The following is a 17,024-nucleotide window of genomic DNA, read 5'->3' as shown; positions in this document are numbered from 1 at the left end:
GGGTGTTTTTGTTTCATTCTACTGCTGCCCATACCCTTCAAACTTCTTCGCCAAATTCTCCATCTCATCTTCTGGCAAAAGCTTCGGTTCTCCGACGCTTTTCGTTTGATAATAAATTTGAGCACAAAACTCAATCTCTTCTGCAACAGTAAATGCCATTTTTATATTATTTGCACCAGCAATTAAACCGTGATTTGCAAGTAGCACAGCACGACGATCAATCATGCCTTCAAAAGCAGCATCCGCTAATTGCTTCGTACCAAATGTTTCATACGGCGCACAACGGACATTCGGGCCTGCAAAAGCAATTAAATATGACACAGCAGGAAGCTCCCATCCTAATGATGCAATCGTCTTCGCGTAAGGAGAATGTGTATGCACAAGCGCATTTATATCTTCACGCTTCCTATAGTAAATAAGGTGCATATCTAATTCACTTGATGGTTTTCTCTCTCCTTCTACTACTTCACCATCTAAGTTTAATATAACTACATCTTCAGGCTTTGTTTCATAATACTCTAAACCACTTGGGCTAATCGCAACAAGACCTTGTTCACGATTAAAGATACTAATATTACCGCCCGTTCCCTTTGTTAAACCACTAGAAATCATTTTCTTTCCATACGCTACAATTTCTTCTCTTTCTTTTTGTAATAACATATACATCCCCCTAAGTATGAAGCTTATGATGACTGACTTTTATATTTATCTACTTATTGAAATAGCTTTTTTAAATTCTCCGTAAACGGTGCCTTTACAATCCCTTTTTCTGTAATAATCGCTGTTACATTTTCATGTGGAGTAACATCAAATGCTGGATTATATACTTTACTTTCTTTCGGAGCTGAATATTGTCCAAAGCGATTAATCACTTCAGAAGCATCTCTTTCTTCAATCGGAATTTCTTTTCCTGTCGATGTCTTTAAATCAATTGTCGGTGTTGGCGCTGCTACATAAAACGGAATGTTGTAGTACTTAGCTAAAATAGATACGCCTAATGTGCCAATTTTATTTGCTACATCACCATTTGCTGCCACACGGTCGCATCCAACGATTACTGCATCAATCTTCCCTTGTGACATGACCATAGCTGCCATATTATCCGTAATAACAGTAACGTCAATACCCGCTCGCTGCAGTTCTAATGCTGTTAACGTTGAACCTTGTAATCTAGGACGCGTTTCATCCGAATAAATTTTTAAATTCCATCCTTTTTCTTTCGCTAAATACATTGGAGCCGTCGCAGTACCATACTTAGTCGTCGCTAAAGCACCTGCATTACAATGCGTTAATACTCCCATTTCATCATGGAATAATGTTAATGCATGCTCTCCAATTTGACGGTTAATTTCTTCATCTTCTCTATGAATTTCTTTTGCCTCTTCTAGTAATCTATTTTTCAACTGTGAGATTGATAAGTGAGCATTATCTGTCGCTACACTTTCCATTCTTTCAAGCGCCCAAAATAAATTTACTGCAGTCGGTCTTGATGTCGCCAAGTATGTACATACCTTTCTTACTTCATCCATAAATCCTTCTTCCGTACTTTCAGCAAATTCCTTTATCCCTAAATACACTCCATAAGCAGCTGAAACACCAATCGCGGGTGCACCTCGTACTTTCATTACTTGTATTGCATCCCACACACTTTCAGCTGTTTTAAAAGATTCATAGACAATTTCATTTGGTAATAACGTTTGATCTAACAAAACTAAAGCATCATCTTTCCACTGAATTGGTATTAATTGCTCTTCCATCATATTCTCCCCTTACTTCGCGTAGTGCGTTGACTGTTCTTTTAACGTTTCTACAAAACTTGTACCCGTTCTATATTGATTCGCTCGTAAAATAAAATGCTTCGCTACTTGAAGACAAATTTGCTCCGCTCTAGCACGTGCTTCCTCATTCTCAATACAAGTAATATCTTTTACTTTCGCTAATCCAACAATACGGCGAATTAATTCCAGACCTGTCACTGCAGCCGTATCCTCTAATACAGATTGCAAATAGACTTCGCTAAAGCCTTCTTCTTTCGCCATAATCTCGGTCACATGAATATCCCAAGCATCTAAAAACTTCTTCTTAAATAAATCAATTATCTCTACCATCGTAGTTTGTAACCAATCCATATACGTATCTTTCTCAGCTCCAGGTGGCATCGTTGCATCTGCATTCACCCAAGCAAACATTAAATTCGCCATTACATTCCCAACGTCATATCCCATAGGTCCATAAAAAGCAAACTCAGGATCAATAACCTTTGTAGAATCATCTCTTACAAAAACAGAACCAGTATGTAAATCACCATGAAGTAATGCCTGTGCATTCGTCAGAAAAGAAAATTTACGTTTCGCTACTTCCATACGAAGCTCTTTATCACTATAAATATGTTCCCTAATCCATCCCTCATTTAACGGAAATAACTCATTACGCTTATTATGATTGGTAAATGGTTCTGAATATACGAGGTCCTCTGTAATCTCACATAATTCAGGATTTATATAATTCTTCACAAGTTCCTTCTTCTCTTTATGATTCATTACAACATCCGATGTTAATAAAAGTGTATTTACCATAAAAGTAGTTAAATCATCCGCAAGCCTCGGAAATATTTGATGATTTATAAGTGCTGTACGTAATATTGTGTGATCCGATAAATCTTCCATTACGCAACAATTCATCACACTATCAAATAAATACACCTTAGGAACAAGTCCAGGTGCTAACTCCTCCTCTAACTGCAAAACATCTGATTCTATACGAATACGATTCGTCGACAACTTAAACTCCTCTGAAATGCGAGCTGTATCCCCAGCTTGCTTTACGATGACAGACATGGTCTCTTTTTCATCCCAAACGCGGAACACATAATTTAAATTGCCATCACCTATTTCTTTACACTGTAACCCCTTTGCATTTTCAAACTTAGATAATTTCTCTTTCACATATGCAATCACATCTTTAGCTTCCATTAAAAAATACTTCGTGAACTTAGACATGGTTTCCCCTCCACACTAATTGTAAGCGTTTTCTAAAAGCTATAAAAAATAATAGGTTGAATTTTTTCATCCTATAAATATGTATTCTTCTTTTTGAAAGGTATATCTAGGTTTTATTATATCTTGTTAGCACTTTGAGTCAATGTTTCTAACTATCATCGTAATATACTTCCTAATTATATATTTGAGATGACAAAAATTGTTCAAAAAATTTCCGATTCATTTTATTTTATTTATCACAAAATTCTTTGTAAAATAGAAGTAAGCAGTTCCTTTTCAAATAAATAACTTCTAAGAAATATTTCCTTCCTAAGAACTTATACTTACACCATATCTCTAACATACACACTACTCTTTCAAACAATCATTGAAAATTTATAAACTTAAAGTTACCTTTCAATTCCCTGTTAGTCTTAATTGAGAATAAATATTAATTAAATTGGTATAAAGTTGGTTTATTCTCTTGACAAAATAACCACTTCTATATGATAATTAATATCGAATTAGAATTATTATAGTTAATTAAAAAATATATTTTATGAGCACACTATTTTTTGATGCTCAAAACCAACATTTAGGAGGAATTTTAACATGTTATTAATCGGCACAGAAGTAAAACCGTTTAAAGCTAATGCTTACCATAATGGAGAATTTATCCAAGTTACTGACGAAAGTTTAAAAGGAAAATGGAGTGTAGTTTGTTTCTACCCAGCTGACTTCACATTCGTTTGCCCAACTGAACTTGAAGACTTACAAAACCAATATGCAACTCTAAAAGACTTAGGCGTTGAAGTATACTCTGTATCTACAGACACTCACTTCACTCACAAAGCATGGCATGATAGCTCAGAAACTATCGGCAAAATCGAGTACATCATGATTGGTGACCCAACTCGCACAATCACTACAAACTTCAACGTTTTAATGGAAGAAGAAGGTCTTGCTGCTCGTGGTACATTCATCATCGATCCAGACGGCGTTATCCAATCTATGGAAATCAATGCTGACGGTATCGGCCGTGACGCAAGCATTCTTGTTAACAAAATTAAAGCTGCTCAATACGTACGTAACAACCCAGGTGAAGTTTGCCCAGCTAAATGGCAAGAGGGTTCTGCAACACTTAAACCAAGCCTTGACCTTGTAGGCAAAATCTAAGGAGTTCGATCAAAATGATACTAGATGCAGATATAAAAACACAACTATCCCAATACCTTCAGTTAATGGAGAACGATATTTTACTTAAAGTAAGCGCAGGAGACGATAACGTATCTAAAGATATGTTATCTCTAGTAGACGAATTAGCTACTATGTCATCTAAGATTACAGTAGAAAAAGTTGAATTAGAGAGAACACCAAGCTTTAGCGTAAACCGCCCTGGTGAAGACACTGGTGTCGTATTCGCTGGTATTCCATTAGGACACGAATTTACATCACTAGTGTTAGCTTTACTACAAGTAAGTGGACGCGCTCCAAAAATTGAACAAAAATTAATCGATCAAATTAAAAACATTCAAGGCGAATATCATTTTGAATCTTATATCAGCCTAAGTTGTCATAACTGTCCTGATGTTGTACAAGCTCTTAACGTAATGAGCGTTCTAAACTCTAGTATTACACATACTATGATTGATGGCGCTGCATTCAAAGAGGAAGTCGAAAGCAAAGACATCATGGCAGTACCAACAGTTTACCTAAACGGCGAATCTTTCGGAAGCGGTCGTATGACACTTGAAGAAATTTTAGCTAAAATGGGTAACGGTCCAGATGCATCAGAGCTTTCTGATAAAGATCCATACGATGTTCTTGTTGTTGGTGGCGGCCCTGCTGGTGCAAGTGCAGCAATTTACGCAGCACGTAAAGGCATCCGCACTGGTATCGTTGCTGAGCGCTTCGGTGGTCAAGTAATGGATACTATGGGCATTGAGAACTTCATCAGCGTAAAAAAGACTGAAGGTCCTAAGCTAGTAGCAAGCCTTGAAGAGCACGTAAAAGAATACGACATCGATGTAATGAATCTACAACGTGCAAAACGTTTAGAGAAAAAAGAACTTATTGAAGTGGAACTTGAAAACGGCGCTATTCTGAAAAGTAAGAGCGTAATCGTTTCTACAGGTGCTCGCTGGCGTAACGTTGGCGTACCGGGTGAAGCTGAGTTCAAAAATAAAGGTGTAGCATACTGCCCACACTGTGACGGTCCATTATTTACTGGAAAAGACGTAGCAGTTATCGGCGGAGGTAACTCTGGTATTGAAGCAGCTATCGACTTAGCAGGTATCGTTAAGCACGTAACTGTTCTTGAATTCATGCCAGAATTAAAAGCTGATGCTGTATTACAAGAGCGTCTTAACAGCTTACCAAACGTAACTGTTCTGAAAAACGTTCAAACGAAAGAAATCACTGGTACTGATAAAGTAAACGGTATTTCTTACATCGATCGTGAAACTGAAGAAGTTCATCACGTTGAATTACAGGGTGTATTCGTACAAATCGGTCTTGTGCCAAACACAGACTGGTTAGGCGAAACAGTTGAACGCGCTCGCGGTGAAATCGTAACAGACAAGCACGGCGCTACAAACGTACCAGGAGTGTTTGCTGCAGGTGACTGTACAAATAATCCGTACAAACAAATCATCATCTCTATGGGTTCAGGTGCAAACGCAGCTTTAGGTGCATTTGATTACTTAATCCGTAACTAATAAAAAACAGGTGCCTTGGCACCTGTTTTTTATTACCCTAATGTATAAACTAAAAACCTCTCATTCCCATTCTTCTCATAAGCCCCAGGCAACCTTACTTCTTTCTTCAGCTTAAACGCAGTCTGATTTTCTAAGAAGAAAATATAGTCCTCAGAAGGATAATATAAAATAATATCCACTTCTCTCCCCGTTTCTTCTACTGAAAGCAAAATGTTATTTACTACATTCATAAACACTTGTACAGAAAATGGATTAAAGAAATAAAAACGGTTATCGCGTGGATCAACCTCATATTCCTGCGCTAAACAACATTGGAATTGAATTTTCCCCTTACTGTTTCGTGCCTTTCGGGCATAACGATCTCGATTATCCATCGCTTCTTTATAAAACTCTTCATTCATTTCAATTCCAACTGCTGATGCACCACATTTATGATGCATATAAAAGTTTAATCGCCCTTTTCCGCACCCAAAGTCTACAATTCGGTCGCTACTTCGTATTTCATATTGATTCAATAACTCATCTAACCCGCTATACGGCGTCGGTTCATAGCGGTGATAATGCATAGACTTGTTAAACCCTTTTTGCTCACCGACTGTTTTTATATGTAAAACTGCATCGTAATATTGTTCGTTCATTCGTTTTCTCCTATTAAAAAATGGTACTTATTATTATACACCATGTACTGGAGGCTCATTTTTTATCAAATTAATAGGTACGTGAAATTATATTAACGATTTTCTTAATATATCTATCGTAACTTCAAATATATCAACGATTTTCTCAATATATCTATCATAACTCAAAATATATCAACGATTTTTCAAATATATCGATTTACCGACAATTCACGACAAAAAAACAGGAGCTCTCTAGCCCCTGTCTTCTAATACTTTCAATACAGTTTGTTTCAATATTTCTACCCCATCCATAATACAACTATGATCAAATCTCATATACGGATGGTGTAATCCAGGTTGTAGGTCTGCTCCTAGTCCAAGCATGACAGCTTTTAAATGTGGTCTTTTCACTGTATAGTAATGGAAATCATCGCTTCCCGTCGTATAGAGCGGTCCCGTACATCTCTCTTCCCCATACACTTCGAGAATACCTTTACGCATAAAGCGCTCTGCTTCTTCGGAAACCTCCGCTCCTGGTGCAAGATCCATCCATTCGTATGAAGTTTTTGATCCCATCGATGCAGCTGATTCTATTACATGCTCAATCTTTTTCTTTAATTCTTCTAATAGTATATTACTCTCTGCTCTTACATCTAAACTGAAATGACCATTTCCCGGAATAATATTTAAATTATCACCACCAGCTTGGCATCTCGTCATTTTTACTGAATAGGAACTTTGCGGTGGCAGCCAAATATTTTTCAAACCGATATTAATCATGGAAATGACATCAATTGCATTCACACCTTGATGTGGTCTTGCCCCGTGTGCATCCTCCCCATGAATCATACCCTCTAAAAATCCTGCTGCTCCATGACGAATAGATGGGGCTGCTTGTTTCAAAGATAGTTCTTCAATTGGTCTTAGATGGACGCCAAATAAGAAATCAGCATCATCTACAGCACCTTTCTCCACCATCTTCAAAGCACCATTACCCTTCTCTTCTGCTGGCTGAAAAATAAATCTAACCGTACCACTTTTCCATCTCATATTTTTCAATTGTAAAATAAGTCCCATTACAATGGTCATATGAGCATCATGGCCACATGAATGGTTCGCTTTAAATTCTCCATTTACTTCTTGCCAAAGTGCATCCATATCAGCACGAATCGCAATAACTGGATTCCCGCCTCCAATCTCAGCAATTACACCTGGACAATCATCAAATGTTCTATATGAAATTCCTTCTTCTTTTAAAAAGTCAGTAATATACGCTGTCGTTTCATATTCTTTCCAACTTACTTCAGGGTTTTCGTGTAAATGCTGAAAAATCTCCGTTAAGCGCTCTTGTAGTTCTAATGTTTTCAACGTTCCAGTCTCCTTCCCACATTACAAACGATTCGGGTTAATTATACTTATGAAAAACAGATGTTTTTATGAACATATTGAATTTTAAGAAAAAAGTCAATTATTTATTTTTAAATACTTAAAAAGCTTACTACTCACCTATATTACAAACTAAACAAACAACTAGAACATTCCTTATTTTCTGTTTTTTATGTTGACGCTTACATAAACTTTTAGTTATCATAACCTAATAAACGTCTATTTTACGACAATTCTAAAAATACAAACAAACATACGTAACAAGGAGGAACTTTATGAAAAAAGAAATACCTTTTGGAATAGCGATTATCCCTATTATCATTACCGTTGCAGTTATGATGGTTACAATTGTTGTATTAAAACAAACCCCTCACGTTCCACTTATTATTGGTACAACCGTTGCTTCTATTGTCGCTTGGCGTTACGGTTACAAATGGAATGATCTTGAAGAAGCAATGTATAAAGGGATTCGTCTTGCATTACCCGCTATCGTCATTATTATTCTTGTTGGCTTAACAATTGGTGCTTGGATTGGCGGTGGAATCGTCGCAACGATGATTTATTACGGTTTAAAACTTTTAACTCCATCACTATTTTTAGTTTCCATTACCGTCATTTGTTCTATCGTAGCATTAGCAATTGGTAGCTCTTGGTCTACAATGGGCACAATTGGTGTTGCTGGAATGGGAATTGGCCTAAGTATGGGAATTCCAGCTCCAATGGTTGCTGGTGCCATTATTTCAGGCTCTTATTTTGGCGATAAAATGTCACCGCTTTCAGACACAACTAACTTAGCCGCAGGATTAACAAATACAGATTTATTCGCACACATTCGTCATATGTTATTTACTACAGTTCCAGGTTTAATTATTACTCTTATCGTCTACGCAGTCTTAGGAAAAAGCTTCGGCGCTAACAATATTGATGCGAAGAGCATCGATCAAACGTTACAAGTATTGCAACAAAACTTTGTTATCTCGCCTTTCCTACTCATTATACCCGTAGTCGTTATGGTATTGGTCGCTAAAAAAGTCCCTGCTATACCAGCGATTCTCGTCGGTATTATTTTAGGATTCTTATCACAAGTCTTTATTCAAGGTGGTTCTGTCTCAGCATCTGTCGGTGCACTCCAAGCTGGATTTGTTATAGACACTGGAAACAAGCTAGTAGACGAACTATTTAACCGCGGTGGCTTAGATTCGATGATGAATACAGTCTCTATGACAATTGTCGCTATGACTTTCGGAGGAGTATTAGAACATACAGGTATTCTTCGCTCAATTGTAAATCAAATTTTAAAGTTAGCGAAATCAGCAAAAGGGCTTATCGCTTCTACTATCGCATCTTGTTTTGCAACAAACCTTACTTGCTCTGAACAATATATTTCAATTGTTGTCCCTTCAAGAATGTACGCAAATGCATACACGGAAAAAGGACTACATTCAAAAAACTTATCCAGAGCATTAGAAGATGGTGGAACATTAACTTCTGTCTTCGTTCCTTGGAATACGTGCGGTGTATTTATTCTCGCAACACTTGGCGTAGGTGCATTTGAATATGCTCCTTATGCTATTTTGAATTTCATCGTACCTATTATCTCAATCATTTATGGTATAACAGGCTTCACAATTGTAAAACTATCAGACATTGAAAAAGCAGAACTACTAAAGAAACAAAAAGCTCAACTAGAAGCTTAAAAATAGCGGTAAATTCAGTTCATATAGTGCGCGAGGTCGCCCTTGTTGATAGGGCATTTCCTCGCCGCAAATATGAGCATACCCGTAATCAACTAATTTCTTTAACAACCTTTCTGTCGATCTTCGAGTCACTTGTAAGTACTCAGAAAGGTCAGCTGCTGTAAACTTCAATGACGGGTGCGATTGACTAAATTGAATGATTTTTGACAAGTTGGCCGGACTAAGCTTTGTTTCCTTCGCTATTTTCATTAGTTCCGGATTATCATTTTTCAAACTTTGTACTCTCTGTTCTTTCGGGAACGGACCAAACAAATCTTTATCACTTGTTAGTATATAAAAACAACGATCTATTGGATTGTTCTTTGCAAAACTTTGAGCAATTTTTGCATTTTGCTCCGCTTCTTTCACGGTTTTCCCATAACCAAATCCAATAGCTATCGTTCCTTCTACGCTCGCAAACAAGTTATCTATCGCATTTGTTTTAATAATTGATTCGATATCACCACGAGTTGTATACAAAATGCATGTCATTTCATCCACTTGTTTAAATGAACCACGTAGTTCTTTTGAAATGACATCTAGTTTTTCAAGCAAACTCGCTCGTAATTCTAAGGAAGAAATTATACAAGCACCAACAGTAGCTGAATAGCTTTTTGCTAACTCAGCTTTTATTTTTGCATCTTTTAGCCCATGTATAATGGATTGTGTTGGATCAATCATGCGCTCTGAAGGAACACCTATTTTTTGAAGCTCGTCGTAAACAGTGTGAATACTAGTTAAAGCTAAATGAGCTTCTCCAGATTGATATTTAGCTACATGAAAATCGATAACTCTATTTATCTCATCTTTACTCCACAGCATATTTTCATAATCCAACACTTGCGGACTTTCTTTTATACCAATATCATGGAACACATTTGTAATAAACGAGCGGTCTACTAAATCGATGGAAATGTTATGTGGTTGAATACTTTGATGATACATGATAGAAAGAATGGAAGATGCGACAGTTGTCTCGTCTTGCTGTAAGTATGTACTTGGAATTCGTAATTGTTCTCTTATTTCTTTTGCCATATAATAAGGTAAAGCACCTGAGAAAAAGATGACATCACAAGGCTTTAGACACTTTAATAGTTCAGAAGATTCCGCCGGATGAAGGTAAATATATGGATCAATTTCTATTCCCTCTAATTTTTGAGCAATAGGAAAAAGGTTGTCCATAAATTCCTTTGAACCGACAACTGCAATTTTTATCATCATTTTCTCTAACTCCTTATCATTAATTAACGACTATTTAACGTCAACTATATCAAATGTACAAAACTATTGTAAACAGGAAGGGGTTTCTATTCAATGAAAATTACAGCTATTCATCTTTACGCAATTCGTTTACCGCTTCGCAATCCGTTTGTTATTAGTTATGGCTCTTATTCTGATATGCCCTCTATTATCGTCAAAATGGAAACAGATGAAGGTATTATCGGTTACGGTGAAGGCGTTGCTGATGATCATGTCACAGGTGAATCATGGGAAAGTACTTTCCATACTTTAAAACATACGCTAACCCCTGCTCTAATCGGGAAAAATCCAATGAATATCGAAAAAATACACGACATGATGGACAATACAATTTACGGTGTTCCAACAGCGAAAGCCGCAATTGATATTGCTTGTTTTGATATAATGGGCAAAAAACTAAATCAACCTGTATATCAATTAATTGGCGGGCGCTACCATGAAGAATTCCCTATCACTCACGTTTTAAGTATTGCCAATCCAGAAGACATGGCTGAAGAAGCTGCTTCTATGATTCAAAAAGGTTACCAATCTTTCAAAATGAAAGTTGGTACGAATGTAAAAGAAGATGTGAAACGTATTGAAGCTGTACGTGAACGTGTAGGAAATGACATCGCTATTCGCGTTGATGTAAACCAAGGCTGGAAAAATAGCGCGAACACATTAACAGCACTGCGTTCATTAGGACATTTAAACATTGACTGGATTGAACAACCTGTTATCGCGGACGATATTGATGCAATGGCTCATATCCGTTCTAAAACAGACCTACCGCTTATGATTGATGAAGGACTAAAAAGTTCTCGTGAAATGCGCCAAATTATTAAATTAGAAGCTGCTGATAAAGTGAATATAAAACTAATGAAATGCGGTGGCATATATCCAGCTGTAAAGCTCGCTCATCAAGCTGAAATGGCCGGCATTGAATGCCAAGTGGGATCAATGGTCGAATCATCTGTTGCCTCTTCCGCAGGATTCCATTTCGCTTTCTCAAAGAAAATCATTACGAGCGTAGAGCTAACAGGACCATTAAAATTCACGAAAGACATTGGAAACTTACATTACGATGTACCATTCATTCGCTTAAACGAAAAGCCCGGACTCGGCATTGAAATAAACGAAGATACACTACAAGAACTAACCGTCTTTCAAGACGTTGTACGCTAAAGGAGGACTATCATATGACAGTTCTATACAAAGGAACATTAAAACAAAATAACAATCCATTTCACGTTACATTACTATCACTAGAGCACATCGAGCAAACCTTATCACTACAAAACATTGTAGTTGAAGCACTAGAAGATAAAAGTCGTTTACAACCACTCTCACAAGAAGAATTTCAATACATTCTAGAAGGAAACGGCATGATGATCGGTGCTTTTATCGAAAACGAACTCATCGCATTTCGCGCTCTACTCGTCCCGCCTATCGATGATGAACATTTAGGGCTTGATATTGGTTTGCCAGAAAGTGAACTACACCGCGTCATCTATCAAGAAATCTCAAACGTTCATCCGAACTGTCGAGGAAATGGCATACAAAAAATATTAGCGATGGTCATTATGGACGAATTGCAAAAAGAAGATAGCAAATACGATTATGTCTGCTGCACCGTAGCACCTTTTAACATTCCAAGTTTGAAGGATAAATTTGCGCAAGGGATGGAGATTGCTGCGCTGAAGGAGAAGTATGGTGGTAGTCTGCGGTATGTTTTTGTGAAGGAATTGCGCGGAGATAAAGAAAGCGATTTGACGGATGTTCAAAGTATTCTAATGAGTGATGCTAGTGGACAGCAGGCTTTGCTTTCGGAGGGGTATCGTGGGTATGAGATGGAGAAAGTTGATGAAGAATTTGTTGTGAAGTTTGGACGATAATCTATATACTCGAAAAGAGGAGATGTCCCTTGTGACATCTCCTCTTTTCGATTTGTTGAACAATCCTGTAGTAAATGAAATTATATCAACGATTTTTCGAATATATCTATCATAACTTACAATATATCAACGATTTTTAAAATATATCTATCAAAACTCACAATATATCAACGATTCGACAAGAAATATCGATTTACAGACAAAAATCGATATCCCTTCCTAAACCGTCATCTTCCAACTAGATAAAGCTAACCAGTTCTCCATTTCTTTATAATCAGGCATTATCTTCCCGACAAGCCGCCAAAAAGAACGATCATGATTTAAATGAACCATATGACACATTTCATGAACGACTACATAGTCAATTACTCGCTGTGGTGCCATTGCTAGCTTCCAATTGAATGTTAGTTGTAAATTCGAATCGCAAGTACCCCAAGTACGACTACTATCTGTAATACGAATAGAACGTGGTTTTGTTTTGAAATTACTTTGATGCGCTTTAATACTCTTCTCTACTAAAGATTTACACTGCTTATAGTAAAATCGTTTTAAAGCTTGCTGTATTTTCTCATCCTTTAGCTCTTTTACATAAATATGTAACTTATCCCCTTCAAAAATCGCATTGTCTTGCTCAATGCTTGCATCTTGGGAAATCTGTATCGGATACGTATTCCCTAAATACAAAAAGCCTTCTCCTTGATCGTAATCCTTTTCCTGTGGTCCACGCGCTCGCTCCGCCATTTCCTTACGAGTTGTCTGAATCCAATCCCACTTTTCCTCTAGCAACTGGACTAAGTATTCAACAGGTGTCCCTTTCGGAGCCTGCACTTCCACATTTCCATACGAATCCACAAAAAGACGCACGGACTTTTTCTTCTTATAAGTTATATGAAAATTAATTGTCTCACCTAAATATGTATGTACCATTTCATCACCTAGCATAGTATTTTTACAAATAAAAAAGAGTAGGATACGAACGTCCTACTCTACCTATTATATCATTTACTGCTTTAACGAACTCATTATCCTCTATACTTTACACCTAATCCCTTAATGAAATTCCTTGCGTATCTATCGCCGCACTCTTTGTAATTTTTATGACCTTTTTTTCTTAATAGAGCGCCTAACTCTCCTTTTGTTACCGTAACGCCTACGCTATCTAATATATCAAGTACATCCTCACTCGTTAAAGATAGTGCGATTTTCATTTTCTTTAGAAGAAGGTTATTGGCACTCTCCTTGCTCTGTACAGGTGCAGGCTGCCCTGGTTTCGGATCTTGCTTTCCTCTTTTTAAAGTAATAAATCCATTTAAAAATGCCTCTAACATCATCATATCGCATGTTAATACGTACTCATCTTCAGCTACCTCATCATTTTCAGCTTCATGCTGAGGAGCCCTCTTTATTTTTGTAAGCATATCAACTACGTCTTCTTTCGTTACTTCCATCCCGCCAAGTTTAAAGATTTCTACCATATCTATATCTTTTATATCTAAAGCGTATCTTACTCTTTTTAATATATCGTTGTTGCTCATTGCCATTGGGTTTCCTCCTGAAATGTTGATTATTTATTCAGCAGTTAAAGTTTATCCTATAACGTGCTTTAAATTATCATGTTTAAATCTAACCTTTTAGTTATTGTCCGCTAAATTAATACTTTAACATTTTAAAGATATGTTTTATAGTCTTACCCGAACTTTTCTCTATCATTGTATCTACAGAGCTCTTACGTGTTTTTTATATGCCTTTAAAAAGATTTCTCTCTTAACATTAACTAAAAGAAAAAAACAGTGCTTTGATTTCTCAAATACACTGTTCTTTTCCAGCTCTACGCTTATTTTCAACTCACTCATGTCATACACTACATATGAAATGATTTAACTGCTTAAAAGTTAAACCGTCTCACTATCCTGAGCCACACCAACACTATCCTCAAACCTATCCAACAAAGCACGCACCTCATCAGTCGACTTCGTACTCATCAATTGATTTCTCAATTCAGCAGCTCCTGGGAAGCCCTTCACATAAATTTTGAAGAAGCGGTGAAGCCCTGTGATTGAGCGTGGCAGTACTTCTGCATATTGATCTTGTAAATCAAGTTGTAGTCTTAAAAGATCTAGATGCTCTTTACTGCTATGCTCTCTTGGCTCTTTTTCAAACGCAAATGGATTTTTGAAGATGCCTCGTCCGATCATTACGCCATCAATGCCGTATTTTTCAGCAAGTTCCAGTCCCATTTTACGATCAAGGATGTCTCCATTGATTGTTATTAACGTATTTGGTGCGATACGGTCACGTAATTTTTTAATTTCCGGAATTAATTCCCAATGCGCATCTACTTGGCTCATTTCTTCTCTTGTGCGTAAATGAATAGAAAGGTTTGCAATATCTTGTTTGAAAATGTGCGTTAACCAATCTTCCCACTCGCTTAACTCTTTAAAGCCAAGTCTTGTTTTTACGCTGACAGGTAGTCCGCCCGCTTTTGCTGCTTGGATAAGTTCTGCTGCAACGTCTGGACGTAGAATAAGGCCACTACCTTTTCCTCTTGATGCAACGTTCGGAACTGGGCAACCCATGTTAATATCGATACCTTTAAATCCTAGCTCTGCCATACCGATACTCATTTGACGGAAGTATTCAGGATTATCTCCCCAAATATGTGCTACCATCGGTTGTTCATCTTCTGTAAAAATCAAACGGCCACGTACACTTTTCATACCTTCTGGATGGCAATAGCTATCCGAGTTTGTAAACTCTGTGAAGAATACGTCCGGACGACCTGCTTCACTTACTACGTGACGGAAAACAACGTCTGTCACATCTTCCATTGGTGCAAGTACGAAAAATGGTCGTGGTAATTCACGCCAAAAATTATCTATCATTTCAAATTCAAATCCTCTCACTAAGAATACAATTTCAAAATCTCAATTTATAATTTGTGAAAATCAGCAATATTTATTTTAACTAAAATCGCTTATGAATGGTATTTTTGTAAACCAAAAAGCAGGTGGTATAGATTTTTTCTATATCAACTGCTTTCCTATTATACTAACTTAAGCCAAGCTACACACTCCACATGAGTCGTATGCGGGAACATATCAACAGGTTGTACTTCCTGTGTTTTATATCCGCCTTCTTCTAATACTTTTAAGTCACGCGCTAATGTTGCTGGGTTACATGATACGTATACGACGCGGTTTGGCTTCATGTCAATGATTGTGTTTAGTAATGCTTCGTCACAGCCTTTACGCGGTGGGTCTACGACCATTGTGTCAGCAATTACGCCTTCTTTGTACCATTTTGGAATGACTACTTCTGCTTCTCCTACGCCAAATTCAGCGTTTGTCATGTTGTTTAGTGCTGCATTTCGGTTTGCGTCTTCAATTGCTTCTGGGACGATTTCAACGCCGTACACTTTTTTCGCTTTTTGCGCTAGGAATAACGAGATTGATCCGATTCCGCAATAGGCATCGATTACAGTTTCGTTACCATTTAATTTTGCGTATTCTAACGTTTTATCGTATAGCACTTTCGTTTGTTCTGGGTTTACTTGATAGAATGAACGTGCTGAAATCGCAAATTTAATGTCACCGATAAAGTCATAAATATATTCTGATCCGTACAGTACTGTCGTTTTATCTCCGAAAATTACATTCGTACGCTTCGTATTTACGTTTTGAACAATCGATTTTACTTCTGGAAATTTTGCTGCAATTTCTTCAATAATTGCTTTTTTGTTTGGTAGTTCTGCTGTACGTGTAATGAAGACAAGCATAATTTCCCCTGTTACTTGTCCGTAACGAGCCATTACGTGACGAAGTGTTCCTTTGTTACGCTCTTCGTTGTACGCAGTGATACCGTGCTTTTCACAAATACGTTTTACTTCTTGAATTAATGTATCGTTTTCTTCTGCCTGAATTAAGCATGATTCCATATTAATGATGTCATGCGTTCCTTGACGATAGAAACCAGCTACAAGCCCACCTTCACGTTCTCCGATTGGTACTTGTGCTTTATTGCGGTATACCCACGGGTTCTTCATACCAAGTACAGGATGAACAGGAACATCGCCTAGTCCTCCGATGCGATGCATAACGTCACGTACTTGCTTTTCTTTCGCCTGTAATTGTCCTTCATAAGTTAAGTGCTGAAGCTGACAACCGCCGCACTGGTTATATACCGGGCACTCTGCATCTTTACGATATGGACTTTCTGTATGAAGCTTCATTAAACGACCAAATGCAAAGTTTTTCTTCACTTTAATAATTTTAATTTGCGCTTCTTCACCTGGTAATCCGTTTTTAACGAAAATAGGATAGCCCTTTACTTTCGCAACACCGGCACCATCATGTGTTAAATCTTCAAATACTACATCTATAAACTCGTTTTTCTCAACTGGTGGCGTCATTTTAGTACTCATTTTCCGACCTCTCTTTTTCATAACACTGCGTTA

Annotated in this window: 15 protein-coding genes; 5 read left to right on the top strand and 10 right to left on the bottom strand. The window is 37.3% G+C overall.

Going from position 1 to position 17,024, the window contains the following annotated elements; translation table 11 throughout:
• Window positions 1-18: 18 nt before the first annotated feature.
• From MHI26_RS01930 to mtnK, 3 genes are read right to left on the bottom strand one after another with little or no spacing between them, the layout of a single operon-like run.
• The gene (locus MHI26_RS01930) at window positions 19-660 is read right to left on the bottom strand and encodes an L-fuculose-phosphate aldolase (protein WP_000926555.1); all 642 of its coding nucleotides are present in this window, start codon (window positions 658-660) and stop codon (window positions 19-21) included.
• 53 nt (window positions 661-713) lie between these two features.
• Window positions 714-1,760, bottom strand: a complete 1,047-nt coding sequence (gene mtnA, locus MHI26_RS01925) for an S-methyl-5-thioribose-1-phosphate isomerase (RefSeq protein WP_061666185.1) — start codon at window positions 1,758-1,760, stop codon at window positions 714-716.
• 9 nt (window positions 1,761-1,769) lie between these two features.
• On the bottom strand, window positions 1,770-2,999 hold the full coding sequence (gene mtnK, locus MHI26_RS01920; RefSeq protein WP_061666184.1) for an S-methyl-5-thioribose kinase: 1,230 nt from the start codon (window positions 2,997-2,999) through the stop codon (window positions 1,770-1,772).
• Window positions 3,000-3,590: 591 nt separating this feature from the next.
• Between mtnK and ahpC the strand changes: the two genes are divergently transcribed.
• Window positions 3,591-4,154: an alkyl hydroperoxide reductase subunit C gene (ahpC, locus tag MHI26_RS01915; RefSeq protein ID WP_000924420.1), complete on the top strand. Its 564-nt coding sequence runs from the start codon at window positions 3,591-3,593 to the stop codon at window positions 4,152-4,154.
• A 14-nt stretch (window positions 4,155-4,168) separates the two neighbouring features.
• Window positions 4,169-5,695 carry an alkyl hydroperoxide reductase subunit F gene (gene ahpF / locus MHI26_RS01910; protein ID WP_000599512.1) on the top strand — a complete coding sequence of 509 codons (1,527 nt, stop codon included), beginning with the start codon at window positions 4,169-4,171 and terminating at the stop codon, window positions 5,693-5,695.
• A gap of 32 nt (window positions 5,696-5,727) precedes the next feature.
• Here ahpF and MHI26_RS01905 read toward each other — a convergent pair whose 3' ends face one another.
• On the bottom strand, window positions 5,728-6,333 hold the full coding sequence (locus MHI26_RS01905) for an SAM-dependent methyltransferase (RefSeq protein ID WP_061666183.1): 606 nt from the start codon (window positions 6,331-6,333) through the stop codon (window positions 5,728-5,730).
• A 234-nt stretch (window positions 6,334-6,567) separates the two neighbouring features.
• Complete coding sequence (locus MHI26_RS01900; protein WP_000853516.1) at window positions 6,568-7,683, bottom strand: M20 peptidase aminoacylase family protein; 1,116 nt, start codon at window positions 7,681-7,683, stop codon at window positions 6,568-6,570.
• Between the two features lie 293 nt (window positions 7,684-7,976).
• Here MHI26_RS01900 and nhaC point away from each other — a divergent pair, with 293 nt between their 5' ends.
• Window positions 7,977-9,398 (top strand): Na+/H+ antiporter NhaC, encoded by a 1,422-nt coding sequence (nhaC, locus tag MHI26_RS01895; protein ID WP_000711522.1) that lies wholly within the window; start codon window positions 7,977-7,979, stop codon window positions 9,396-9,398.
• Here the strand turns inward: nhaC and MHI26_RS01890 are convergent.
• Window positions 9,387-10,658, bottom strand: coding sequence for a hypothetical protein (locus tag MHI26_RS01890; RefSeq protein ID WP_061666182.1), 1,272 nt, complete (start codon window positions 10,656-10,658; stop codon window positions 9,387-9,389). The two genes, nhaC and MHI26_RS01890, sit on opposite strands and share 12 nt — an antisense overlap.
• Before the next feature lie 93 nt (window positions 10,659-10,751).
• Here MHI26_RS01890 and MHI26_RS01885 point away from each other — a divergent pair, with 93 nt between their 5' ends.
• Together MHI26_RS01885 and MHI26_RS01880 are read left to right on the top strand one after the other, a co-directional pair.
• Window positions 10,752-11,861, top strand: coding sequence for a mandelate racemase/muconate lactonizing enzyme family protein (locus MHI26_RS01885; protein ID WP_061666181.1), 1,110 nt, complete (start codon window positions 10,752-10,754; stop codon window positions 11,859-11,861).
• A 14-nt stretch (window positions 11,862-11,875) separates the two neighbouring features.
• On the top strand, window positions 11,876-12,571 hold the full coding sequence (locus MHI26_RS01880) for a GNAT family N-acetyltransferase (RefSeq protein ID WP_061666180.1): 696 nt from the start codon (window positions 11,876-11,878) through the stop codon (window positions 12,569-12,571).
• 219 nt (window positions 12,572-12,790) lie between these two features.
• On the opposite strand, the gene MHI26_RS01875 is transcribed toward MHI26_RS01880, so the two are convergent.
• From MHI26_RS01875 to rlmD, 4 genes are all read right to left on the bottom strand, one after another.
• Window positions 12,791-13,498, bottom strand: a complete 708-nt coding sequence (locus MHI26_RS01875; RefSeq protein WP_000233759.1) for a M48 family metallopeptidase — start codon at window positions 13,496-13,498, stop codon at window positions 12,791-12,793.
• A gap of 95 nt (window positions 13,499-13,593) precedes the next feature.
• Window positions 13,594-14,112 (bottom strand): YehS family protein, encoded by a 519-nt coding sequence (locus MHI26_RS01870; protein WP_001251704.1) that lies wholly within the window; start codon window positions 14,110-14,112, stop codon window positions 13,594-13,596.
• Window positions 14,113-14,463: 351 nt separating this feature from the next.
• Window positions 14,464-15,453 carry a tRNA dihydrouridine synthase gene (locus tag MHI26_RS01865; protein WP_016083712.1) on the bottom strand — a complete coding sequence of 330 codons (990 nt, stop codon included), beginning with the start codon at window positions 15,451-15,453 and terminating at the stop codon, window positions 14,464-14,466.
• 161 nt (window positions 15,454-15,614) lie between these two features.
• Window positions 15,615-16,991 carry a 23S rRNA (uracil(1939)-C(5))-methyltransferase RlmD gene (rlmD, locus tag MHI26_RS01860; RefSeq protein WP_061666179.1) on the bottom strand — a complete coding sequence of 459 codons (1,377 nt, stop codon included), beginning with the start codon at window positions 16,989-16,991 and terminating at the stop codon, window positions 15,615-15,617.
• Between the last annotated feature and the right edge of the window lie 33 nt (window positions 16,992-17,024).

This window comes from Bacillus sp. FSL K6-1218 (assembly GCF_038006445.1).
Taxonomy (GTDB): Bacteria; Bacillota; Bacilli; order Bacillales; family Bacillaceae_G; genus Bacillus_A; species Bacillus_A thuringiensis_S.
This window is presented reverse-complemented; position numbering and strand designations above follow the sequence as displayed.